General features: G+C 72.0%; 20 protein-coding genes and 2 pseudogenes. 8 read left to right on the top strand and 14 right to left on the bottom strand.

The window, feature by feature from the left end:
• Nucleotides 1-243: 243 nt before the first annotated feature.
• The 3 genes and pseudogenes from RV986_RS45970 to RV986_RS45960 all read right to left on the bottom strand — a co-directional run.
• Nucleotides 244-567 (bottom strand): annotated as a pseudogene (locus tag RV986_RS45970) (alpha/beta fold hydrolase); the annotation flags it as partial.
• Nucleotides 564-1,616, bottom strand: a complete 1,053-nt coding sequence (locus tag RV986_RS45965) for an LLM class flavin-dependent oxidoreductase (RefSeq protein WP_475924672.1) — start codon at nucleotides 1,614-1,616, stop codon at nucleotides 564-566. The gene RV986_RS45965 and the pseudogene RV986_RS45970, both read right to left, overlap by 4 nt.
• A 416-nt stretch (nucleotides 1,617-2,032) precedes the next feature.
• The gene (locus RV986_RS45960; RefSeq protein ID WP_475923033.1) at nucleotides 2,033-2,710 is read right to left on the bottom strand and encodes a uracil-DNA glycosylase; all 678 of its coding nucleotides are present in this window, start codon (nucleotides 2,708-2,710) and stop codon (nucleotides 2,033-2,035) included.
• A 256-nt stretch (nucleotides 2,711-2,966) separates the two neighbouring features.
• On the opposite strand from RV986_RS45960, the pseudogene RV986_RS45955 reads away from it, so the two are divergent.
• The 3 genes and pseudogenes from RV986_RS45955 to RV986_RS45945 all read left to right on the top strand — a co-directional run.
• Nucleotides 2,967-3,122 (top strand): annotated as a pseudogene (locus tag RV986_RS45955) (uracil-DNA glycosylase); the annotation flags it as partial.
• 2 nt (nucleotides 3,123-3,124) lie between these two features.
• Nucleotides 3,125-4,252, top strand: a complete 1,128-nt coding sequence (locus RV986_RS45950; RefSeq protein WP_475923032.1) for an N-acetylglucosamine kinase — start codon at nucleotides 3,125-3,127, stop codon at nucleotides 4,250-4,252.
• A 95-nt stretch (nucleotides 4,253-4,347) separates the two neighbouring features.
• On the top strand, nucleotides 4,348-5,271 hold the full coding sequence (locus RV986_RS45945) for a sirohydrochlorin chelatase (RefSeq protein WP_475923031.1): 924 nt from the start codon (nucleotides 4,348-4,350) through the stop codon (nucleotides 5,269-5,271).
• Between the two features lie 134 nt (nucleotides 5,272-5,405).
• On the opposite strand, the gene RV986_RS45940 is transcribed toward RV986_RS45945, so the two are convergent.
• The 5 genes from RV986_RS45940 to RV986_RS45920 form a co-directional block, all read right to left on the bottom strand.
• Complete coding sequence (locus RV986_RS45940; protein WP_475924671.1) at nucleotides 5,406-6,452, bottom strand: lactonase family protein; 1,047 nt, start codon at nucleotides 6,450-6,452, stop codon at nucleotides 5,406-5,408.
• A 177-nt stretch (nucleotides 6,453-6,629) separates the two neighbouring features.
• Entirely contained in the window at nucleotides 6,630-7,076 is a 447-nt protein-coding gene (locus RV986_RS45935) for an NUDIX domain-containing protein (RefSeq protein ID WP_475923030.1), read from the bottom strand.
• Between the two features lie 197 nt (nucleotides 7,077-7,273).
• Nucleotides 7,274-9,385, bottom strand: coding sequence for an acyltransferase family protein (locus RV986_RS45930; protein ID WP_475923029.1), 2,112 nt, complete (start codon nucleotides 9,383-9,385; stop codon nucleotides 7,274-7,276).
• A 218-nt stretch (nucleotides 9,386-9,603) separates the two neighbouring features.
• Nucleotides 9,604-11,106, bottom strand: a complete 1,503-nt coding sequence (locus RV986_RS45925) for an FUSC family protein (protein WP_475923028.1) — start codon at nucleotides 11,104-11,106, stop codon at nucleotides 9,604-9,606.
• A gap of 266 nt (nucleotides 11,107-11,372) precedes the next feature.
• Nucleotides 11,373-11,930: a TetR/AcrR family transcriptional regulator gene (locus RV986_RS45920; protein ID WP_475923027.1), complete on the bottom strand. Its 558-nt coding sequence runs from the start codon at nucleotides 11,928-11,930 to the stop codon at nucleotides 11,373-11,375.
• Between the two features lie 172 nt (nucleotides 11,931-12,102).
• On the opposite strand from RV986_RS45920, the gene RV986_RS45915 reads away from it, so the two are divergent.
• The 3 genes from RV986_RS45915 (at nucleotide 12,103) to RV986_RS45905 (ending at nucleotide 14,812) form a co-directional block, all read left to right on the top strand.
• Nucleotides 12,103-13,296 carry an MFS transporter gene (locus RV986_RS45915; protein WP_475923026.1) on the top strand — a complete coding sequence of 398 codons (1,194 nt, stop codon included), beginning with the start codon at nucleotides 12,103-12,105 and terminating at the stop codon, nucleotides 13,294-13,296.
• Nucleotides 13,297-13,481: 185 nt separating this feature from the next.
• Nucleotides 13,482-13,958, top strand: coding sequence for an Lrp/AsnC family transcriptional regulator (locus RV986_RS45910; protein ID WP_475923025.1), 477 nt, complete (start codon nucleotides 13,482-13,484; stop codon nucleotides 13,956-13,958).
• A gap of 98 nt (nucleotides 13,959-14,056) precedes the next feature.
• Nucleotides 14,057-14,812 (top strand): HAD family hydrolase, encoded by a 756-nt coding sequence (locus tag RV986_RS45905; protein WP_475923024.1) that lies wholly within the window; start codon nucleotides 14,057-14,059, stop codon nucleotides 14,810-14,812.
• 25 nt (nucleotides 14,813-14,837) lie between these two features.
• On the opposite strand, the gene RV986_RS45900 is transcribed toward RV986_RS45905, so the two are convergent.
• The 5 genes from RV986_RS45900 to RV986_RS45880 all read right to left on the bottom strand — a co-directional run bounded on the left by RV986_RS45900 (nucleotide 14,838) and on the right by RV986_RS45880 (nucleotide 20,844).
• Entirely contained in the window at nucleotides 14,838-15,770 is a 933-nt protein-coding gene (locus tag RV986_RS45900) for an NADP-dependent oxidoreductase (RefSeq protein ID WP_475923023.1), read from the bottom strand.
• Between the two features lie 167 nt (nucleotides 15,771-15,937).
• Nucleotides 15,938-17,107 carry an XdhC family protein gene (locus RV986_RS45895; protein ID WP_475923022.1) on the bottom strand — a complete coding sequence of 390 codons (1,170 nt, stop codon included), beginning with the start codon at nucleotides 17,105-17,107 and terminating at the stop codon, nucleotides 15,938-15,940.
• Nucleotides 17,100-19,250 (bottom strand): xanthine dehydrogenase family protein molybdopterin-binding subunit, encoded by a 2,151-nt coding sequence (locus RV986_RS45890; protein ID WP_475923021.1) that lies wholly within the window; start codon nucleotides 19,248-19,250, stop codon nucleotides 17,100-17,102. Before RV986_RS45890 ends, RV986_RS45895 begins: the two co-directional genes overlap by 8 nt.
• Nucleotides 19,247-20,239 (bottom strand): FAD binding domain-containing protein, encoded by a 993-nt coding sequence (locus RV986_RS45885; protein WP_475923020.1) that lies wholly within the window; start codon nucleotides 20,237-20,239, stop codon nucleotides 19,247-19,249. The genes RV986_RS45890 and RV986_RS45885 overlap by 4 nt, the downstream gene beginning before the upstream one ends.
• On the bottom strand, nucleotides 20,236-20,844 hold the full coding sequence (locus RV986_RS45880; RefSeq protein WP_475923019.1) for a (2Fe-2S)-binding protein: 609 nt from the start codon (nucleotides 20,842-20,844) through the stop codon (nucleotides 20,236-20,238). The genes RV986_RS45885 and RV986_RS45880 overlap by 4 nt, the downstream gene beginning before the upstream one ends.
• 248 nt (nucleotides 20,845-21,092) lie before the next feature.
• Here RV986_RS45880 and RV986_RS45875 point away from each other — a divergent pair, with 248 nt between their 5' ends.
• On the top strand, nucleotides 21,093-21,683 hold the full coding sequence (locus tag RV986_RS45875) for a TetR/AcrR family transcriptional regulator (RefSeq protein WP_475923018.1): 591 nt from the start codon (nucleotides 21,093-21,095) through the stop codon (nucleotides 21,681-21,683).
• A 26-nt stretch (nucleotides 21,684-21,709) separates the two neighbouring features.
• Here the strand turns inward: RV986_RS45875 and RV986_RS45870 are convergent, their stop codons facing one another.
• Nucleotides 21,710-22,384: a dihydrofolate reductase family protein gene (locus tag RV986_RS45870; protein ID WP_475923017.1), complete on the bottom strand. Its 675-nt coding sequence runs from the start codon at nucleotides 22,382-22,384 to the stop codon at nucleotides 21,710-21,712.
• Nucleotides 22,385-22,569: 185 nt separating this feature from the next.
• Here RV986_RS45870 and RV986_RS45865 point away from each other — a divergent pair, with 185 nt between their 5' ends.
• Complete coding sequence (locus tag RV986_RS45865; protein ID WP_475923016.1) at nucleotides 22,570-23,001, top strand: tetratricopeptide repeat protein; 432 nt, start codon at nucleotides 22,570-22,572, stop codon at nucleotides 22,999-23,001.
• Nucleotides 23,002-23,118 lie beyond the last annotated feature (117 nt).

Genomic DNA, 23,118 nt, shown 5'->3' with positions numbered 1-23,118 from the left:
CAGGTCATCGCGCTCTTCAACTACGGTCAGCGCGTCGATCATGAACCGGTTGAGGGCGGCCTCCTCTCCCTCCTGGTAGAAACCGCGACGGCGGTTCCACAGCTCCAGCAGGTGCGAGCCGTCGGACTGGGGGACGACGTGGTCGACGGGCTTGCGCTCGCCCGCCGTGCGGCGCTTCTCGTCGTCGATGAAGGGCGTGCCGGACAGCAGGAGGCTCGCGACCCGGTCCTGGTGGCGGGCGGCGAGCTCCACCGCGATCACTCCGCCCGTGTGATGGCCCACGAGGTGGAACCGTTCCAGGCCGAGCGCCTCGATCAGCGCGTCCGCGGCGTCGGCGAAGCGCTCGACCGAGTGCGGACCGTCGGGCTTCGCGGAGGCGCCGAAGCCCAGGGTGTCCATGGCGATCGCCCGGTGCTCGGCACCGACCAGGGGCAGCACGTCGAGGTACTCGGTCCAGGAGCGTGGGGTCTGATGGAGTATCAGGACGGGCTCGCCGGTGCCGCATTCGACATAGTGCAACTGCCCGAAGGTGCTGGGCACATAGCCCCTTCGCAGAATGTCCGTCATGCGTGACCTGCCTTCATGGGCGTGGAGAGGGAGAGGGCCGGCAGCACCGAGGAGCCGACGGCTTCGATCAGCTCGGCCGGTAGGTCGTAGGAGCCGACATGTTGGAGGAACACCCCGGTGACCCCGGTGGTGTGCAGGGCGCGGAGCCGTTCGGCGATCTGCTCCGCCGTGCCGAACAGACAGAATTCCTGGGCGAACCGGAGAGCTGCCGCATCGCTGATCCACGCCGAGCAGATCCCGACCGCGGCCTCCCAGTCCTCGGCGTGCACGAGATCGGGGTAGACCCCTTCGACCGTCGCGGGTACGTCGACGTCGATGCCCGCCAGGGCGAGGAAGGGCGCTCCGCCGTTCTGTGCGATCGACGCGCAGATCGGCTTGATCAGCCGGGCTTCGGCCTCGATGTCGTCGGTCACCGCGCAGAAGGCGGAGACGGTCAGCGGAATGTCCGTGGCACTCCGGCCCGCCGCCTCGGCGCCTTCGCGTACGCGGGCGGTCGCGCCCTCCAGAGTCCTCGGCGAGACACCGCTGAGAAGGATCACCCCGTCCGCGATCTCCCCGGCGAGCCGCAGGTTCTTGGGCCCGCTCGCGGCCAGGTGCAGGGGCACGTCGGGTCGAGGGTCCCGCAACCGGGACCGGACCGTCCCCCCGACGCCCTCGAAATCCCACTCGCGGCCGTCCAGTAGCGCCCGCAGCATGCCCAGACCTTCGCGCATCGCCGCCGAGGTGGTCTGACGCAGCCCGATGGGCCCGACGGAGCTGTTGCCCACCCCGAGCCCGAGGGTGAAGCGCCCGGGGGCGAGCTCGGCGACGCTACGGGCGGCCGAGGCGACGACGGCCGGGTGCCGGGTCGCCAGGTTGGTGACCGCGGTGCCCAGACCGATCCGTTCCGTGCCCAGGGCGGCGGCGGTCAGCGTGGTGAACACGTCCCGCCACAGCAGCTGGGAGTCGGGGAACCAGACGTCGTCGAAGCCGAGTCGCTCCGCTCGGCGTACGGTCTCCACCACGCGGTCCGCCCGGTCGCAGGGCGGGACACGGACACCGACCCGCAGCCGGGCCCGTTCGGTGCCCCGCGGCGGAGTCCGCACCACGCCCCTGTCCGGGGTCTGTCCGGCGCTCACTGCCGTGCCTCCGCCACCGGATCGCGCGCGACATCCGTCCCGCCGATCGGCGCTCGCGCCCACTTCTCCGCCAGGTCCGTCCCGTTCGCCATACGCCGCCTCCGCACTCGGGTGAACGGACGCTAGCCCCGGCGCTCTCGGCATCACCACAGAACCGGCCCGCTCAGTGGACCCCTCCACCGGGGCGCGCGGCCGGCACACGACAGCGTTCGGACAGAGGTCTCATGGGCACGCACGCGCCGGGCACGCCTCATGGACGGGAGTACGGGAGTACGGGTGCTGATCGTTGGTGCGGCATCCGCCGAGGTCGGCCAGCAAGCAGACCGTCAGCCCCATGTCTCCGCGCTCTACGGCAGGCGCCATTCCACCGGTTGCACGCCCTGCTGCACCAACAGATCGTTGGCCCGGCTGAACGGACGCGAGCCGAAGAACCCGCGATCCGCCGACATCGGCGAGGGATGAGCGGACTCGATGGCCGGGAGATCCCCGAGCAGCGGCCGCAGATTGCGGGCGTCACGCCCCCACAGGATCGACACCAGCGGTTTCTCCCGCGCGACCAGGGCCCGGATCGCCTGCTCCGTCACCTCTTCCCATCCCTTGCCCCGGTGCGCCGCCGGCTTGCGGGGCGCTGTCGTCAGCGCCCTGTTGAGCAGCAGCACCCCCTGCTCGGTCCACGGCGTCAGGTCGCCGTTGGACGGCCTGGGCAGCCCCAAGTCCGTGTGCAGTTCCCGGAAGATGTTCTCCAGACTGCCCGGCAGCGAACGCACCTCGGGCGACACGGCGAAGCTCAGTCCGACGGCCATCCCCGGCGTGGGGTAGGGGTCCTGACCGACGATCAACACGCGTACGTCGTCGAAGGGCTGCTGGAAGGCCCGCAGTACATTCGCCCCGGCCGGGAGATAGGTCCGGCCTGCCGCTATCTCGGCCCGGAGAAAGTCCCCCATGGCGGCGATACGTTCGGCCGCAGGTTCCAGAGCCTTCGCCCAGCCCGCTTCGATGAGTTCATACAAAGGTCGTGGTGCCACGACGCGTCACTCTACTGGCACACGCCGCGACACATACATACGGACAACCCCTGTACACGGACCCGGCTCTCGGCGCTAGTCTTCCTCCTCGTCGAGATCGCCGAGCCCGGTCCGGCAGATCGCCCAGCCGGTCACCAGGGAGGAGGGGAGCTTGTCGCGTCCCGTGGTCAAGCCACTCCGCCGTCGTCATCCTGCCTGGTCAGCCTCTTGCCCTGGCTGGTCGCCCTCTCGTCCTGGACACCTGCATCCCGGAGCTCCCGCCCACGCGTCAGGTCGGTCGTTCCCGGCCGCGCCGGACGTACGCCCGTTGCCGAACAGACCGATCACCGTCTTCCGCACACCGACCACGGCCCTCGGGCCGCCCCAGCCGTCCAACGGCGACCTGACGCCGTGTACACAACAGGGAGTGCTGTCATGACGCCCCCCGTCGCGGCGCCCGGTGTGCTGGCGGTCGACTCGGGCGGCTCGGGGCTGCGGGCGGCGCTGGCCGTGCGCGGGCACGTCGTCGGCGTTCCGCTGACGTCCAAGGAGCCGGTCCGCACCGGGCCGCGCGGCATCGACGCCGGGCATCTGCTGGAACAACTCCTCCCGATGGCCCGGGAGTTGATGGCCGCGAACGGAGTGGGTGAGCTCGGGGCGGTCGCCGTCGGAGCGGCGGGTCTCGCCACGCTCGGCGACGAACTGCGCGCCAGGTTGCCCTCGGCGCTGAAGCGTGAACTCGGCGTGCCACGACTCGCGTTGGCCGCCGACGCGGTCAGCGCGTACGCGGGCGCACTCGGTCAGCGGCCGGGCGCCGTGATCGCCGCGGGAACCGGCATGATCGCGGTCGGCACCGACCTGGCGAGGTGGCACAGAGCGGACGGCTGGGGCCATCTTCTCGGCGACTGCGGCGGCGGGGCGTGGATCGGCCGGGCCGGGCTCGAAGCGGCCCTGCGGGCCTTCGACGGGCGCCCCGGAGGGTCGGCGGCACTGCTGGCGCGGGCCGAGCAGATGTTCGGGCCGATGGCCGGGTTGCCGGGCAGGCTGTATCCGCGCACCGACCGGCCCGCCGCACTCGCCGCCTTCGCACCCGAAGTGGCCGCGTGCGCGGGGTCCACCGCGCCCGCCGGGAGCGACCCCGTGGCACGCGAGGTGCTGCGCTCCGCCGCCCAGCACATGGCGGAGTCCGCGGCCGCCGTCTGCCCGGCCACCGGCGAGGCCCAAGTCGCCCTCACCGGTGGCCTGTTCAAGATCGGCGAACCCCTCCTCGTACCTCTGCGCAAGGAGCTGTCGAAGCAACTGCCGCAGGCCCGGCAGGTACCGGCGGCGGGCGATCCCCTGGACGGTGCCGTACGCATCGCCGTCGATCTGGCGAACGACCGGCTCACGCTCCCCCGCGACGCACACATGCTGTATGTGATGACCGAAAAGGATGCAGGCGAGCCGTCCATGCCCCGAAAGGGGGATTCATCCGGCCTGTCGGACAAGCGAAGTCACCCGTCACCCCAGGAGTCACAGGCACACGACAGCACCGGCAAGTGGGGCCGGACCGATCATTTCTGATCCACGCGTAACTCATCAGACAAAACCGGACGGATACCGCTCACCTGCACCCTCCCCGAACAGGGGAGCCCAAGAAGCCAGTAACATGCGTCGCCATGAGCTCCCCCACTGGGCCCGCGTCCGGCCTGCCAGTACGAATGCCGCGACCTCGCCAGCCCGGGCGGCACCGCCGACCCGAGCAGCTGGCGGCTCCCGAGGGCGCGCCCGCGCTCGTCCTCGCGGTGCCGGGCACCTCCAGCGCGGCCACGCGCAGCCTCGCCGAGGAGGTCGTGAGCATCGCACGCTCCGAGCTGCCCGGCCTCGACGCCCGGATCGGGTACCTCGACGGGGACGACGCCGAGTTCCCCACGCTGCAGTCCGTGCTCGCGCGCGCCGCCGAGGAGCGCACCGCCCGCTATGAGCAGGCCCGTGCCGCCGGTGCGGACGTGACCGCGCCCGACGGCCCCGTCGCCGTCGTGGTGCCCCTGCTCGCCGGTCCGGACAACGCGCTGCTGCGCCGGGTCCGCCAGGCCGTCATGGAGAGCCGGATCGCGGCCGACCTGACCGATGTGCTCGGCCCCCACCCGCTGCTCGCGGAGGCGCTGCACGTACGGCTGTCCGAGGCGGGTCTGGCGCGTGCCGACCGTGCCCGGCTGTTCACCGTGGCGACGGCCGCGGACGGCATCATCCTCGCCTCCGTGGGCGGCGAGGATGCCGTGCAGGCGGCCGGGATCACCGGCATGCTGCTCGCCGCGCGACTCGCTGTGCCGGTGATGGCGGCGGCGCTCGACGAAGAGGGCGCGATCGCGGCCACCGCCGAGCAGCTGCGCGGCTCGGGCTCCCAGCATCTCGCCCTGGCTCCGTACCTGATCGGCCCGGAGATCGACGCCGGTCTGCTGGACGCGGCCGCCAAGGAGGCGGGCTGTTCCGCGGCCGAGGCGCTCGGCCCGTATCCGGCGATCGGCAAGCTCGCGCTGGCCAAGTACACGACGGCGCTCGGCATCGCGCCGCAGCAGCCGCAGGGCACGCCGGTCCGCTGACGGCCCCCCGCACCACCCCTCGTGCGTCGAAGGGCCCGCTCCTCTGGCAGGAGCGGGCCCTTGCTCTCTCATCAGCGACTTTCACGTCGGCGGCGCATCACCACTGGGCAAACGGGCGAACGGGCAGATCGGCATCAGCCGAAGACCACACAGGAAGCCGCCGGAACCTCCACCGAGCCGCCCCGCCGCGGCACCCCCGTGTCGGGGTCGACCGCGAACCAGGTCACATCCCCGGAGCGCTCGTTGGCGGCGTACAGGAAACGCCCCGTGGGGTCGAGGGCCAGCGCGCGTGGCCAGGTGCCCCCGCAGGGCACCGTGGCGACCAGCCGGAGCCCCTCGCCCACCGCGTCGGGGGTGAGCACGGAGACGACGTCCTGGCCGCGCGTGGCGGTCCACACGAAGCGGCCGTCGGGTGACACCACGATGCCCGAGGGATACGCGTCACCGCCCGGGGCGCCGGACAGCACCGGCGTCTCGCCGACGGGCCGCAGCGAGCCTTCCACGGCGTTCCAGCGGCAGACGGTGACGGTGGGGGCGAGTTCGTTGAGTACGTACGCGTGTTCGCCGCGCGGGTGGAAGGCCAGGTGGCGGGGCCCGGAACCGGGGCGCAGCGCGATCTCGCGGTGCACCGTGAGCCGGCCGCCCTCCAGCGCGCACACCCGCACGGAGTCCGTGCCGAGGTCGACGCTCACCGCCCAGCGCCCGCTCGGATCGGGCTGTACCTGGTGGGCGTGCGGGCCCTGCTGACGCCGGGTGTGCGGGCCGGAACCCTTGTGCTGGAGCACGCTGGAGGCGGCGCCGAGGAGTGTGCCGTCGGTGCGCACGGGCAGGGCGGTGACGCTGCCGGAGCCGTAGTTGGCGGTCAGGACGTGTCCGGCGAACACGCTGAGGTGCGTCGGACCGCTTCCGCCGACCGACACCAAGGGTCCGGCGGGCACCGTCTTGTCGCCGTTGAGACGGTACGCGGCCACCGCGCCGTCGGCCGTCTCGCTGACCGCGTACAGCATGTCGCGCGCGGGCGAGAGGGCCAGATACGACGGGTCGGGTACGCCGTCCACCGCGCTCAGGAGGGTCAGCGCACCACTGCCGCGGTCCACGGCCGCGTTCACGACACCCAGGCCTCCCGCCGCCGTGAACGAGCCGATGAACGCCCGCGTTTCCCGCCTGCCGCCGTCTGTCACTGCCGTGCCCCTCTCGGTCCCGCGCTGTCCGGGGCCGACGGTAGCAGTCATCGCACCGCGGTCTAGACCAAGGTCTCGCTCACCCTCCTCCGTGTGGTGGTCGGTAGTGGTCCGCGCTCTGCCGTTCGCGACGCGGCGGACGCCCGTACGTCGAACGCTCGATGGCCGGCGCCGGACTCACCGGGTCGGGTCCGCCAAGGTGGCCAGGTCGGTGCCGGTCGTCACCGTGTCGCGCAACAGTGCGGCGATCTCCTCGGGGTCCAGACTGATGGCGTCGAGCGCCTGGACCGTCAGCGGGACTTCCTCAAGTCGGTACTCCCCGCGGTCCGGGTCGTCGAACTCCGGACCGGTGCGGTCCGCCTCGGACCACGACGGGATGCGGGCCAGGTAGAAGTACTGGCGCAGGTGCTCGTCGGCCACCACGTGGAGCAGGCCGGTGATCTGCGGTTCCGCTCCCGCCTCTTCGCGTACCTCACGGGCCAGGGCTGCTCGCAGGCTCGGATCGCTCGATTCGACGTGCCCGCCGGGACATACCCGGTAGGGCGTCGCGCCCGGCCAGGTACGCCTGATCAACAGCAGCCGACCGGCGGGCGTGATCAGTACCGCCCGAACGCACTCGATCACCGAGCCTCCCACCGTCGTCTCAGGACCTCGACCGCCATACCCATGCCATCGAATCAGCGTTCGAAGGCTCGTGCTGCCGATTGCCCGAGATGCGGGCCGGACGAACTCCGGACGAACTGTCGAGTCGGACGGGCACTGGGTTCCACCGTTCCGGAGGTGTCCGGCTGCTCCTCCTGGCGGAACTTCCTCGGGCGTGCTCAGGACTTGCCGACGAGGCGGTCCAGGGTGGGAGCGAGGACCGGGGTGAGGGCCGCGGCGTAGGCCTCGGAGAGGTGGCTGCCGTCGCGGTAGACGGGGATGTTGCCGACGACGACGGGACAGATGCCCGTGCGGGTGGCGCAGACCCAGGGTTGGGGGTCGATGACCGAGGTACCGGTCGCGGCGGCGGCGCGACGGGTGGCGGTGTGACGGGTCGCGTCGTAGATCGCGTCCGGCAGGTGGTTCGCGCAGGCGTGCAGTTGCATGGAGTTGTCGGCGGCGCAGTCGACCGGGTCGCCCTTGGGCCACGGGGTGTCGAGCAGGGCGGCGACGCGAGCGCCGGAAGCGGCGAGGTCCCGGAAGGTGTCCTCGAAACCGGTGGTCCACTGCTGGAGGGAGTCGCCGACGGGCTGGGCGGGGTCGCCCGCGTCCGAGGAGGAGACGACGACCAGGGCCGGGTGCAGAGCGTTGATCCTCGCCACGGCCTTGGAACGCCAGGTGTCGCAGGCGGTGTACGGCTTCTGGCGGTTGATGATGGTCACGGCGGCGACCTTGCAGGAAGCCTTCGTCAGGGAGACCAGCTTCCACCCGCGGTCGGTCGCAAGTCCCTGCAGGGCCGGGAACCACTGGGCCGCGTGGGAGTCGCCGAAGAGCACGACGGTCCGGGAGGACGCGCGGTCCCCGTAGACACAGGGCGGGTTCTGGATGCTGTCGTAGTTGACGTGACAGCCGTCCCGGTAGACCGCGGACCGGGCGGACTTCACCTTGGGCAGCGACGGGGAGAGATTGCTCGGCAGGCTGCCGGAGGACGACTCCAGGAGTTCGGCCAGCCGCGCCTGCGGGTCCGGCGCGGCGGCCAGTTCCCGCGCCAGTACGGGCGCGGGCCCGCCGACCTCGATCGTCGGCGGGACCGCCGCCGCCGTCAGCGACAGCGCCGTGGCTCCGACCGACAGCCCGACCCCGAGCGCGAGAGCCCTGGAGGGCCGCCCCCGGAACACCCGGTGGAAGCGGACCGGGTTCTCGACGAGGCGCAGCGTCAGCCACGCCAGGCCCAGCGCCACCGCGCACAGCCCGAGCGCGAGCGGTACCCCGGCGGTGCCGTCCGGACGGCCCAGCGCCGCCGGGGCTATGACGAGCAGCGGCCAGTGCCACAGGTACCAGCCGTACGAGAGCCCGCCCAGCCACACCAGCGGGCGCCGCCCGAGCAGCCATCCCGCGCCGTGCGCGGCGGGCGCGCAGCCGCCGGCCAGGACGAGCCCGGCGCCGAGGACCGGCAGGAGGGCGCGGTAGCCCGGGAACGGCGTCCCGTCGTCGTACCAGACCGCCGCCAGCGTGACGCAGGCCAGGCCGAGCCAGGTCAGCGGGCCCGCGAGGGCGGCGGGCAGCCGTTCCAGCCGGGTCGTGGCCAGCGCCAGCAGCGCACCGACGCCGAGTTCCCAGCCCCGGGTGGGGGAGCCGAAGTACGCCCAGGGCGCCGAGGAGTTCGTCACGACGACACTGAGCGCGAGCGACCCCAGGCACAGCACCCCGAGCGCCAGAGCGATCGGTCGGCGCCGGCCGCGGGCGACCCGCCAGCTGAGCAGCAGGAGCAGCGGCCACACCAGGTAGAACTGCTCCTCCACGGCGAGCGACCAGAAGTGCTGGAACGGCGAAGGCGGGCTGTCCTGGGCGAGATAGTCCGTACCGGCGGCGGCCAGCCGGAAGTTGACCGCGTACAGCGCGCTGCCGATGGCGTCGCCCGCGTACTCGGCGAGCCTCGCCTTCGACAGGAACAGCCATGACCCGGCCAGTGTGACGACGATGACCAGGGACGACGCGGGCAGCAGCCGCAGCGCCCGGCGGCCGTAGAACGCGCGGACCGACAGGCGGCCGGTGGTGGCGAGTTCGCGCAGCAGCAGGGAGGTGATGAGAAAGCCCGAGATCACGAAGAAGACGTCGACCCCGACGTAACCACCGCTGAACTGCGACACCCCGGCGTGGGAGAGGACCACGAGCCCGACGGCCACCGCGCGCAGCCCCTGGATGTCCAGCCGTAATGAGTCGCGTCCGTGGGGTGCGGATCCGCCGCCCGCTGGGACGGAACGGACCTCGGCGGACGTAGTGCTCGACATCGGGGGGCAACTCCTTGCAGGGACCAACACGAATTGATGCTGCACTTTCCAGCCGCCAACCGGAGTTCAGGTGAACATCGCCTCAACTGCGCGAGAATTCCCGGCACTCACCTGCCTATCCGGCAATCACACCTTAGTCAGCACGCGACCGGCCTACGAACACTCGACGTCAGGTCCGCTCAAAAAGCGATAAATCCGGCCGCGTCGAACGCCTTCGCTCAGGCCGGCGAGAGCCGCGGAGCGTGGCCGAGCGGCGCGGCGAGTTCGACGAGCGCCAGTTCCAGATCGTGGAGATGGGTGAGCGCCCGCGCCGACCCATGGGCCGAAGGCGCGCTGCCGACGACGGTCGGCGCATCGTGCGAACCGCCCGGCACGGTCAGTGCGTCGACAGCCGCAGCCACGCGCTCGCAGGCAGCGGTGAGGCGGGCGTCGCAGGACGCCTCGGCGTCCGCGGCGACGACAGCCAGCCCCCTCGCCTCACGGGCGCAGACATCGAGCAGGGCGAGCACACGACGGGCGCGTCGACCGCGGCCGCGCATCGGATTGAGCGGGTGCAGCAGGGGCCCGAGCGAGGCCCGCACCCTGCCGAGCACCCTCTCCAACTCCGCGACTTCCGCGAGCGGGTCGGCGGTCGGGGACCCTTCGAGTCGCGCCGCGGCTTCAGCCGTGCAGGCGTGCACGCACCGCAGAGCCCGGTCTATCCAGGCGTCGGTGGTGGAGTGCGTGGTGACGGGCAGCACCAGCAGGACGGCCAGCACCGCGCCGACGGCCCCGACCCCCGTTTCCGCCAGCCGCAGGCCGACCAGCTGGGGATCCAGTACCCCCAGAAGCCCGTACAACAGCTCGGCCATCAGCGTCACCGCGAGCATCATCCAGGTGTACGAGACCGCGGCCGCGTAGAAGATCCCGAAGACGCATACCGCGACGAGAAGCACGGTGGGCACGGGCGCCCCCTGCAGGGGAACGGCCACGGCGAGGCCCAGAAGCATGCCGAGCATCGTGCCGAGAACGCGGCGGAAGCCGCGCACCAGGGTCTCACCGCGTGATGCGGTGTTCACGAAGATCCACCAGGTGGCGCCCACGGCCCAGTACCAGCGTTCCGCGGACAACAGGTGGCCCGCCACGAGGGCGAAAGCGGCGCCCGAGATCGCTTGGACCGCCTGGCGGGTGGTCGGCCTGGCCAGTCCCGCGGCGTCAGGGGGCGCGGGTGCGGTGGGGGGCGGCAGTCGCTTCTCGTAACACCACAGGCCGAAGCGCACCGTCGAGGACGCGAGCAGGGACAGCAGCACCGCGGCGTACAGCTCGGGCAGTTGCCCGGGCACCGCATGCAGGAACTGCGCCATGAAGAAGGACATGAACGCGAACACGCCCAGGGCGTGGCCCCGCGGCCCCCAGCGTCGGGCGTACACGCCCATGCCGACCACCGCGAGGAAGGCGGTGTCCCGTGCCACCGGGACGTCGTGCAGTTCCGTGGCGAGGGTCAGTACGGGCAGCCCCACGGCCGGCAGCAGCGCGGTCGTGACGGCCTGCCCGCGCACGGTCGCGTCGGTCACCGTGAACAGAGCGAGCAACGCGGCCAGCCCACCGGTCATGGCCCCCACGAGCGAGTGCACGGAAAGGCCGCAGAGGGCCACCGCCAGTCCGATGCCGAGGACGGACCGCGATGCACCGCGCAGCCGCAGCCGGCCCGGATCCGGAGCCATGAACATCCGCTTGAGCACTGCCCCGCCCTCTCGCACGGAACACGAGGATCCGGCATGAAAAAGGCGCCGCGAGTTCCGCAGCGCCATCGACGGGGACATCACACCATCTGCGGACCTTCTGGTTCAACAGAGGCAGCATCGGCTGGACCATTGGTACAGCCACAGGCGGTCATGCCGGACCAAAGGGAAGCCAACGGACTACTTGGATTTGGATACGGACTACTTGGATACGGACAACTCACACGGGGGACGCCCGTTACATGGGGGCGCCCGAACCGTCCGGACTAGATCTCCGCGATCAGCGTCGTCACCAGTCCCCGCGCCCACTCACCTGACGCGGGCTCTCCGCCGAAGATGGCGCGGTAGTACAGCGGACCGAGCAGTGCGTCGACGGCTCTTTCCACGGTCGGCGCCTTGCCTCCGCGCGCTCGTTCCCGCTCGATGATCGCGCCGAGCTGCGCATGCCGATCGGCCGAGCAGGCGCTGCCGCCTTCGGGGCCCGAGCCGACGGTCGCCCGCATCAGAGCGAGGACGTCGGGGTCGGAGAGGTCGGTGGCCACATCGCTCGCCCATCGCTCCAGGTCACCGGCGAGTGAGCCGCTGTCCGGCACCACCACGTCGCCACTGAAGCGACTGGTGGTGACATCACTCAGGAGCTGCGCCACCGAACCCCAGCGCCGGTAGACCGTGGTCGCGTGCACACCGGCGCGCGCCGCGATGACGGGGATGGTCAGCGCCTCGCCCGGCCCTTCGGCCACCAACTCCTCGACCGCGCGATGGACGGCCACCCTGACCCGCGCGGAGCGGCCGCCGGGACGAGTTTGAACTGTTGCTTCGGTCATACGGAAATTATCGCACTCATCGCTGCGTTAGGGCTACTCTGACTAACGCAACGATCACTGCATTCGGAGAGGGCGCATGTCCCACGCACCCACGCGTCACAAAAGCACCCCGTCAACCTCGGCCCCGGACGACCGACCGGGCGGTCCCGCGCGGCGCGGACTGAGCCGGCCGGTGGCCTTCACCTCCATCGCGGCCGTCTTCATCCTGTTCATGGCCGCCTCAAGCGCACCGTCGCCGCTCTACGTCATCTACCAGCACGAATGGAGCTTCTCCGCCACCACGCTGACCACCGTGTTCGCGGTGTACGTGGTCGGCATGATCGGGGCCCTCCTGGTGCTCGGGGCGCTGTCCGACCACATCGGCCGCCGACCGGTGCTGGCCTCGGCCATCGCCCTCGAAGCGGTGGCGATGGTGCTCTTCATCGTCGCCGACGACGTCTCGATACTTCTGCTGGCCCGCCTGGTGCAGGGCATCGCCACCGGCGCGGCCATGACGACCCTCGGCGCGACACTGGTCGATCTCAATCCGCCGCACGCCCCGCATCGCGCCGGCGTCATCACCGGCGCGGCCCCGACCTTCGGACTCGGCCTGGGCGCGTTGGGCTGCGGCATTCTGGCCCAGTACGGACCGCACCCGACCCGCTTGGTCTACGTACTGCTGCTCGCGGGCCTGGTGCTCGCCGGTGCGCTCGTCGCCCTGCTGCCCGAGACGGCACAGCGCCGACCGGGCGTCGTACGGTCGCTGCAGCCGCGCCTGGGCGTCGCCCCACGACTGCGCCGGGACCTGATCGCCCTCGTACCGATCCTGGTGGCGAGCTGGGCCCTCGGCGGGCTGTACCTCTCGCTCGGTCCGTCCGTGGCCGCCAACCTGTTCGGCCTGTCCAGTCACGTCATCGGCGGGCTCGTGGTCACCCTGCTCTGCGGCCCCGCCTCGATCACGGTGTTCGCGTTGCGCGGCTGGCCCACCGAGCGCACGCTCGCCCTCTCGGCGACCCTGCTGCTCCTCGGGACGGCCGTGGGCCTGAGCGGGGTGCAGGCGGACTCGCTCACGCTGGCCGCCGTCGGTACCGCCATCGCCGGAATCGGCTTCGGCGGGTCGGCCCTGGCCAGCTTCGGCACCCTGGCCCGGATCGCCGAGCCGGCCGAACGGGGCGAACTGTTCGCGGTCGCGTTCGTCATCTCCTACCTGGCCTTCAGCATCCCGGCCGTCGTCGCCGGGTTCGCCACCACGAACGTGGGCCTGCACGAAACCTCGGTCGTCTACAGCTCGGCGGTCATCGCCTTCAGCGCCCTGGCACTCGTCGCACAGAAGCTGCGCACCGGACGGGCCAGAAATGCCGGCCTCAGCGGGCCGACCGGGGCCTAGGACCGAAGGACCGGCGCACGGCCGCTGGATGCGGTGCGGTTCCAGGACGGACTGTCGAGTTCGCGCGGTTGGCTCCGGGGGGGCGTGCACCCCCCGGAGCCAACTGGCCCCACAGTCCTCCGGCGGGCTGAGCCATTGGTACGGTCGGCGAAGATCACCTCAGGCCGTAGGGAGGCCGACGGACCATGGCCGTGGACGAACTCGACACCCGCATCCTGCGGCTGCTGCTGGAGCAGCCGCGCACCAGCATCCGCGAGTACGCCCGCACGCTCGGTGTCGCCCGCGGCACGCTGCAGGCCCGCCTGGACCGGCTGGAGCGGGACGGAGTGATCACCGGTACGGGGCCTTCGCTGTCCCCCGCGGCGCTCGACCACCCCGTTCTCGCCTTCGTGCACATCGAGGTCACGCAGGGCCATCTCGACGAGGTGGGCGACGCGCTCGCCGCCGTACCGGAGATCATCGAGGCCTTCTCGATCACCGGCGGCGGCGATCTGCTCACCCGGGTCGTGGCGCGGGACAACGCGCACCTGGAGGATGTGATCCAGGCGCTGATCAGCATGCCCGGGGTGGTCCGCACCCGCACCGAGGTGGCGCTGCGGGAGCGCGTCGCACACCGGGTGCTGCCGCTCGTGGAGTCGATCGGCCGGGCGGCGAGAAGCTGACCCGGTCGCACCGGGCGGGACAGGGCCGGGCGGTCCATGGCGCCACACCACCCGGGCCGGTCCATGGCAGCGCGTGGCCCCTTGGCATCCTGGACCGCATGGGCACTCTCGGCAGCACTGCGGTCATCTTCGATCTCGACGGAACACTCGTGGACAGTGAGCCGAACTACTTCGAGGCCGGGCGCCAGACACTCGCCGAGCAGGGCATCACCGACTTCACCTGGTCCGAGCACGAGCGGTACGTCGGCATCAGCACCCAGGAGACGCTGGCGCTCTGGAAGGAGCGGTACGGCCTGCGGGCCCCGCTCGACGTCCTGCTCGCCGACAAGAACCGCCGCTATCTGGAACTGGCCCGCGCTGCCACCCACGTGTACCCCGAGATGCGGAAGTTCGTGGAGCTGCTGGCCGCCGAGGGCGTCCCGATGGCCGTGGCCTCGGGCTCCTCACCGGCCGCCATCGAGGCGATCCTGACGGGCACCGGCCTTGCCTCCCACCTGACCACCGTCGTCTCCGCCGACGAGGTCGCGCACGGCAAGCCCGCTCCGGACGTCTTCCTCGAAGCGGCGCGCCGGCTGGGCTGCGCCCCGGCGAGCTGCGTGGTCCTTGAGGACGCCGCTCCCGGCGCCGCCGCCGCGCACGCGGCCGGGATGCGCTGCATCGCGATCCCGTACGTGGCCGCGCAGGCCGACGACCCGGCGTTCGCCACGGCGGGGCTGCTGTTGCGCGGTGGCCAGGCGGAGTTCACGGCGCGAGCCGCGTACGAGTGGCTGGCGCGCTCGGGTTCGGGTTCGGGTTCGGGTTCGGCATCGGGTGCGGGTGCGGCATCGGGTGCGGGTGCGGCATCGGGTTCCTGAATTGTGGGCGCCGTCCCAGGAGGCGTCAGGACACATGCAGCACGATCTTGCCCCGGCGCCGGCCCCGTTCCAGTGCCTCGTACGCCTGCGCGGTCTCGGCGAGGGGCAGCACGGTGTCGACGTACGGGACCAGCGTGCCCGCGTCGACCAGGCGGGACAGCTCCTCAAGTCCGGTGCGGTCCGGTTCCACCACGAAGAACCGGCCGCCCTCCTTCGTGGCGTCGGGCGGGGCGACGACGCTCACCAGCAGGCCGCCCGGACGCAGCACCTGCCAGGAGCGGTCCTGGATCTCGCCACCGACGGTGTCGAAGACCAGGTCCACGTCCTTGACGTGCTCCTCGAAGCGTTCGTCTCGGTAGTCGATGACCTGCTCGGCGCCCAGCTCCCGGACGAAGTCGGCGGCCTCGGCGCCGGCGGTCGCGATGACGGAGGCACCGAGCGCGGCCGCGACCTGCACCGTGAAGGAGCCGACCCCGCCCGCACCGCCGTGCACCAGCACGCGGGCACCGGGACGCAGACCGCCGTGCGCCACCAGACCCTGCCAGGCCGTCAGCCCGGCCAGCGGCAGTGCCGCCGCGTGGTCGTGGTCCAGGGTCGCCGGCTTGGCGGCGAGCACGGCCGCCGGCACGGCGGTGAACTCCGCCGCCGCCCCGTCCCGGGTGAACGGGATCAGCCCGAACACCTCGTCCCCCACGCTCCACTCCGTCACCCCGGGACCCAGCACGGCGACGACCCCCGACACCTCCTTGGAGGGCACGATCGGCACCCGCGGGCTGCCGCTCCCGTCGAAGCTGTCGGTCCAGGTCGCGTCCCAGTCCAGCTCGCCGGCCGTGACGGAGGCGGAGCGCACCTCGACCAGTACCTCGCCGTCGCCCGGCACCGGGCGCACGGCGACCTCGTAGGTCAGCTGCCGCGGACCGCCCCGCCGGTGGCCGCGTACCGCGTGCATCGTGTCCATTCCGACCTCCCAGGTCCGTGCCCGCCGGGAACCGGCGACACCTCCAGACTGGCCGAGCGGAACGGCTCGCGCAGAAGTCGTCCGACGTGATCGTTCATCGGCGAACCTGCCGAGCGGGGAGAGCCGACCGGCGGGCCCGAGGGGGGTACGCGGGCCCGCCGGGTCCGTCAGGCGGCCTCCCGTGTCCCGGCCACGCCGGTCCCGCGCTCGTCGCCGTTCCGATGGATGGGTGTCCCGCAACTGGTCAGCGGGGCGCCCGTCCCGCCCTCCCGCGCGGCGACGATCTCCGCCGCGATGGACAGGGCGGTCTCCTCGGGCGTACGGGCCCCCAGGTCGAGCCCGATCGGAGACCTCAGGCGGGACAGCTCCCGCTCGGTGAGGCCGGCCTCGCGCAACCGCCGCTCGCGGTCCTCGTGGGTGCGGCGCGACCCCATGGCGCCGACGAACGCCACCGGCATCCGCAGGGCCACCTCCAGGAGCGGTACGTCGAACTTCGCGTCGTGGGTGAGCACGCACAGGACCGTACGGTCGTCGGTCCCGGTGTGCCGGAGGTAGCGGTGCGGCCAGTCGACCACGATGTCGTCCGCGTCGGGGAACCGGACCCGGGTGGCGAACACGGGGCGGGCGTCGCACACGGTCACGTGGTAGCCGAGGAACTTGCCCACGCGTACCAGCGCCGTGGCGAAGTCGACGGCACCGAAGACGATCATGCGGGGCGGCGGCACGCTCGACTCGACGAGCAGGGTCACGCCGCCCGGACAGCGTGAGCCGTCCTCCGAGAGCTCAAGGGTGCCGGTGCGGCCCGCGGCGAGCATGGCGCGCGCCTCACCCACCGCCGTACGGTCCAGCTCCGGACTCCCGCCGAGACTCCCCTCCTGCGAGCCTCCGGGACCCCCGTCGGGGCGGACGAGCAGCGTCCTGCCCAGCAGTTCCGCCGGTCCCCGGGCCACGCGGACGACGGCCGCCGTCCCTCCTCGGGCGGCGGCGGACAGCGCCGCCACGTACACCTGCCGGTCCGGTGTGTCCGCGGTCACCGGCGTGACCAGGATGTCGATGACCCCGCCGCAGGTCAGCCCCACCGCGAAGGCGTCCTCGTCGCTGTAGCCGAACCGTTCGAGCACCGTACGGCCGTCCCGCAGCGCCTCGACGCACAGCTCGTACACGGCGCCTTCCACGCAGCCGCCGGAGACCGAGCCGATGGCCGTGCCGCCGCTGTCGACGGCGAGGGCGGCGCCGGGACCCCGCGGGGCGCTGCCGCCGACGCTCACGACAGTGGCGACGGCGAAGTCCCGGCCCTCCTCGACCCACCGGTGCAGTTCGTCGGCGATGTCAAGCATCCCGGTCCCCTCCCGTTCCCGTGCCCGCCAGAAGCACGCGGTCGGGGCGGATCGGCAGGTCGCGGTGGCGTACGCCGATCGCGTGCCAGACCGCGTTGGCGATCGCCGCGGCCGCTCCGACGACCCCGACCTCGCCGATGCCCTTGATGCCGACCGGGTCGTCCGGGTCGGGGTCGTCCACCCAGTCCGCCTCGATGTGCGGTACGTCGGCGTGTGCGGAGAAGTGGTAGCCGGCGAGGTCCGCGCCGACGTGGCCGCCGCTCGCACGGTCCCGGACCGCCTCCTCGTGGAGCGCCATGGACAGGCCCCAGATCATGCCTCCGAGGAACTGCCCGCGCGCGGTCAGCGGGTTGACGATCCGGCCCGCGGCGAAGATGCCGAGCATCCGTCGCACCCGCACCTCCCCGCTGGTGACATCGACGGCGACCTCGGCGAACTGCGCCCCGAAGGAGTGCCGTTCCTTCTGCTCCAGCGCGCCGACGGCCTGGGAGGTGTCCGAGCGTGCCGTGATCCCCTCGGGCGGGATGCCGCCGCCCAGCGCCAGCCGCTCGCGCAGCTCGTCCGCCGCGACCCTGATCGCCCAGGCCCAGGAGCGGGTGCCCATCGAACCGCCGGCGATCATCGCGAAGCCGAAGTCGCTGTCCGCGATCCGCATCCGGATGCGCTCCGGCGCCACCTCCAGCGCGTCCGCGGCGATCAGGGTGAGCGCGGTACGCGCCCCGGTCCCGATGTCGGACGCGGTGATCCGCACGGTGAAGGTGCCGTCCGGTTCGGCCGTCACGGCCGCCGTGGACGGCGCGGACAGCACGGGGAACGTGGACGCGGCCGTGCCGGTCCCGAGCAGCCAGCGCCCCTCGCGGCGGATGCCGGGCCGCGGGTCGCGCTCCGCCCAGCCGAACCGGCGGGCCCCCTCCTCGAAGCACGCGAGCAGGTTGCGGCCGCTGAACGGCAGCCCGGAGACGGGGCCGACGTCCGGTTCGTTGCGGGCACGCAGCGCGATCGGGTCGAGGCCGCACTTCTCGGCGAGTTCGTCGAGCGCGGACTCCAGCGCGAAGGAGCCCGGTGCCTCGCCGGGGGCCCGCATCCAGCTCGGGGTCGGCACGTCGAGCCGTACGACGCGGCTTTCGGAGTGGTGCGCGTCGGAGGCGTACATGGCACGCCCGTACTCGGAACACCGCTCGACGAACTCGTGGACGGTCGAGGTGAGGCACTCGGCCCGGTGCTCGAACGCGCGCAGTCGGCCGTCCGCGTCGGCGCCGAGCCTCACCCGCTGGGCGGTGGGGCTGCGGTAGCCGACGAGCGAGAACATCTGGCGGCGGGTCAGTACGACGCGGACGGGGCGGTGCAGGACGGTCGCGGCCATCGCGGCGGCGACCGAGTGCGGGCGGGTCGCCTTGGAGCCGAAGCCGCCGCCGACGTGTTCGGAGCGCACCCGCACCGACTGGGGGTCGAGCGAGAACAGCTTCGCCAGCTCGTCCGCCACGAACCTGCTGCCCTGGTTGGAGTCGACGACCTCCAGTCGGCCGCCGTCCCAGCGTGCGGTCGCCGCGTGCGGCTCCATGGGGTTGTGGTGTTCCTCCGGGGTGCTGTACTCGGCGTCCACGACGACGGCGGAGGCGGCGAGTTCGGCCTCCAGGTCGCCCTTCCGGGCGGCGGGGGCGCTCTCCGACGCGTACACACCGGGAAGTCCGGCGGCGAACACGACGTCGTGCGGCTCCTCGTCGTACTCCACGACGAGGGCCTCGGCGGCCTCTCTGGCCTGTTCGGGCGTCTCGGCGACGACCAGCGCCACCGGCCAGCCGACGAACGGCACCCGGTCGTGCTGGAAGATCTGGGCGATCGGATCGGGCGCTCCGAAGGCGTTCGTGTAGTCGCCGTTGAGGCGCGGGGCGTTCTCGTGGTGCAGGACGGCGAGGACGCCCGGCATCGCGAGGACGGGCGCGGACTCCACCGCGCGGATCCGGCCACGGGCCACGGTGGACAACACCAGCCAGCCGTGGGCGAGTTCGGGGTACGGGACCTCGCCCGCGTAGCGTGCCGCCCCGGTGACCTTGGCCACGCCCTCGACACGGGTGTGCGCGGTGCCGACGGCTCCGCTCGTTGCGGTGGTCGCCGTCGTCGAGGTCGTGGTCGTGCCGGTCATCGGGCGGCCTCCTCGGTGAGTTCGCCCAGCATCGCCACGACGAGATTGCGCATGAGGGGCACCTTGTATCCGTTGTGGGGCAGCGTCTCGGCGGCCGCCAGTTCGGCGTCGGCCGCGGCGGCGAACGCCTCGGCGCTCGCCGGTCCCCCGGTCAGTGCCCGCTCGGCCGTCCGGGCCCGCCACGGCCGGGACGCCACCGCACCGAAGGCGAGGCGCACTTCGCGTACGACACCGTCGTGGACGTCGAGCGCGGCGGCGATCGAGCCGATCGCGAACGCGTACGAGGCACGTTCGCGCACCTTGCGGTAGCGGGAGCGGGCGGCGACCGGGGCGGCCGGCAGGGTGACGCCGGTGATCAGCGCGCCGGGCGGCAGAGCGGTCTCCAGGTGCGGAGTGTCCCGCACCGGCAGATAGAAGTCCGCGAGCGGCAACTCGCCCGGGCCGTCCGCCGTCTCGTACGACACGACGGCGTCGAACGCGGTGAGCGCCACGGCCATGTCCGAGGGATGTGTGGCCACACAGTGTGCGGAGGCGCCGAGGATCGCGTGGTTGTGGTGCTCGCCCTCGACGGCCGGGCAACCGCTGCCGGGAACACGCTTGTTGCAGGGTTTCGTCAGGTCGGTGAAGTAGCCGCAACGGGTGCGCTGGAGCAGGTTGCCGCCGACCGTGGCCATGTTGCGCAGCTGACCGGAGGCCCCGGCCAGCACGGCCTGGGTCAACGCCGGGTAGTGGCGCCGCACTTCGGGATGGGCGGCGAGGTCGCTGTTGGTGACGGTCGCACCGATGCGCAGCCCGTCACGCTCGGAGAACTCGACCCGGTCGAGGGGGAGTTCGCGTACGTCGACCAGCCGTAGGGGCCGCTCCACCCCGCTCTTCATCAGGTCGACCAGATTGGTGCCGCCCCCGAGATAGCGCGCGTCGGGGTCGGCGCCGAGCAGGGCGAGCGCGCCGGAGACGTCGAAGGCGCGCGCGTAGCCGAACTCCCTCATGCCGCGGCCTCCTCGGCGCGTGCCGAGCGGGCGTCGGCCGTGCGCGCTTCGGGCACCCGCGCCTGCGCCGCCCGCGCGACGGCCTGGACGATCGACACATACGCGCCGCAGCGGCACAGGTTGCCGCTCATCCGCTCGCGGATCTCCTCGGCGTCGAGCGGTGGGAGATCCGCTTCGGGCCCCACGTCGGCGGTCACGGCGCTCGGCCAGCCCGCCGCGTGCTCCTCGATCACTCCGAGGGCCGAACAGATCTGGCCCGGTGTGCAGTAGCCGCACTGGTAGCCGTCGAGGTCGAGGAAGGCCTGCTGCACCGGATGCAGCCGCTCACCGTCCGCCACCCCTTCGATGGTGGTGATCGCGCGCCCCTCCGCGGCGACGGCGAGTTGCAGACAGGAGACGGCCCGGCGTCCGTCCAACAGCACCGTGCAGGCGCCGCATTGGCCCTGGTCACAACCTTTCTTGGTACCTGTCAGATCGATATGATCGCGCAACGCGTCGAGCAGGGTGGTGCGATGGTCGACGGGCAGGGTGTATTTCTCGCCATTGATGTGCAGGGTGATGGTGCTGGACGTGGATTCCAGGGCGCTGGACGCCGAGGGGGCCATGATCAGCCTTCTTTCGCCTGTCTTGCGCGTACGCCCGTCTGCTGCGTACGCGTGCTTGCCACCGAGGGAAGTCGAGGGAAGTCGAGGGAAATCCCGGTAGTGCCGGGGAAAAGGGCACCGGTGGTCCACACTGGCCGGATCTGGCGCTATGGTGAACCTAACCGGACAATTGTCCGTTAGCCCTGAAACCTAGCGGACAGCTGTCCGCTCAGCAAGCCGGAATCACGACGGAAGGCAAGGGAGGCCGAGTGCAGCAGAAGAGGGACGCCCCGCTGCGCTCGGACGCTCAACGCAATCGCGAGCGCATTCTCCAAGTGGCCCTGGTGGAGCTGACCCGGTCGGCGAACGCCCCGCTCAGCGCCATCGCCAAGAAGGCGGGCGTGGGGCAGGGGACGTTCTACCGCAACTTCCCCAACCGCGAGGCGCTCATCGTGGAGATCTACCACCACGAGGTGCAGCAGGTCGCCGGCACGGCGGCCCAGTTGCTGGACACCCGCACTCCGGACCAAGCGCTGCGGGAGTGGATGGACCGCCTCGCCCGGTTCGCCCTGACCAAGGTCGGACTGGCCGAGGCCCTGCGCGCGACCACCCTCGCACAGGGCACTCTGACCAGGCTGGGACACAGCGCGATGTCCTCGGCCGCCACACTCCTTCTCACGGCCAACGAGAAGGCGGGCACCATCCGCCCGGGAGTGACCTCCGAGGACTTCTTCCTCGCCATCGCCGGACTCTGGCAGATCGACGCGCACGGAGACTGGCAGCCACGCGCCGCCCGCCTCCTGGACCTCGTCATGGACGGTCTGCGCGCGGGCGCGCCGGGGCCGGCGTCATCGGAGTGAGCTGAGCCCCGGCCGCCGGGGCGCCCTCAGCGGCGCAGCAACCGGGCGTGCGCGACGGTCGGCGAGCTGATCAACTCGACAACCTTGTAGCCGTCGATCCCGTCCCCCAGCTTGTCGAGCAGGCGCTCGCCGCTGCCGAGGAGCCGCGGCACGATGGCCAGGTGCAGCTCGTCGACGAGCCCGGCGCGCAGATACTGCTGGACGGTGGCGGGACCGCCGCCGATGCGCACATCCCGGCCCGCCGCCGCCTCGAACGCCCGCTCCAGCACGGTCTCGACGGGCTCGTCGGTGAAGTGGAAGGTGGTCCCGCCCTCCATGGTCAGCGACGGCCGCGGGTGGTGCGTGTGCACGAACACGTCGTTGTGGTACGGCGGGTTGTCGCCCCACCAGCCCTTCCAGGACTCGTCCTGCCACGGTCCGCGCTGGGGCCCGAACATGTTGCGCCCCATGATGGTGGCGCCGATGTTCTCCTCGCTGCGCTCGACGTATTCGACGTCGATCCCGGTCCTGCCGTCCACGTCGTCCGCGTCGTCCGCGTCGTCCGCGTCGTCCGCGCGGTCCGCGCGGTCCGCCATCGCGGCGACCATCCACGCGTGCATGTCCTCGAAGCCCTCGCCGAGCGGGTGCTCCAGGCGCTGGTGCGGGCCGGCGGCGAAGCCGTCCAGCGAGACGGTGATGTTGTGTGCGCGCAGCTTGGGCATGGCCGTACTCCTTTGGTTCGCGGTTCCCGCTCTCACCCGTGCGTCGAACGGGAGACCGTCCGATCGACAGCTCCCCCGGACTCTGTCGGGCGGGCGTGGGGGCCTCCGGTCGGGACCGCGGAATGAAACACGTTCGTTGAATGCTTAACGAATCGGCGCGCAGAGCACGCCGGAGAGGAATCGTCATGATCGACAACTTCAACGACTTCCAGCCGAACGGCGAGGTCGCGGCCGACCGCTGGGCGACTGCCCGGCACCTCTTCGACAACGGCGTGGGCGTGGCCCACGAGGAGACCATCGGTGAGCGCTGGGAGCGGGCGCAGGCGCTGTTCGGGGCCAAGGACTACAACCGGGCCGCCAAGCTGCTCGCCGTCGTCGTCGAGGAGGTCCCCGAGCAGACCGGTCCCCGGCTGCTGCTGGCCCGCGCGTACTACCACTCCGCGCAGCTGCGGCGCGCCGAGGAACAGCTGCGCGAGGTCATCGACCGCGACCCGGTCGAGCACTACGCCCACCTCATGCTGGGGCGCACCCTGGAGCGCCAGGCGCGCCACGACGAGGCCGCGCCCTGGCTCCGCATGGCCGCCGCGTTCGCCGGTGAGTTCCCGGCGGACAACTGAACCACCCTCCACGGCCCCGGCCGGACTTCCCGTCCGGCCGGGGCTTCGTGTTGTCGGTAACCCCGAACGGCCCGAGCCCACGGGCGAAGACCTCGGTCAGGTCGGCCGCTGCGCCCT

It is taken from the genome of Streptomyces sp. RLA012 (assembly GCF_056270325.1).
The sequence above is the reverse complement of the archived record's forward strand: the minus strand, read 5'-3'. Positions and strand labels throughout refer to the sequence as shown.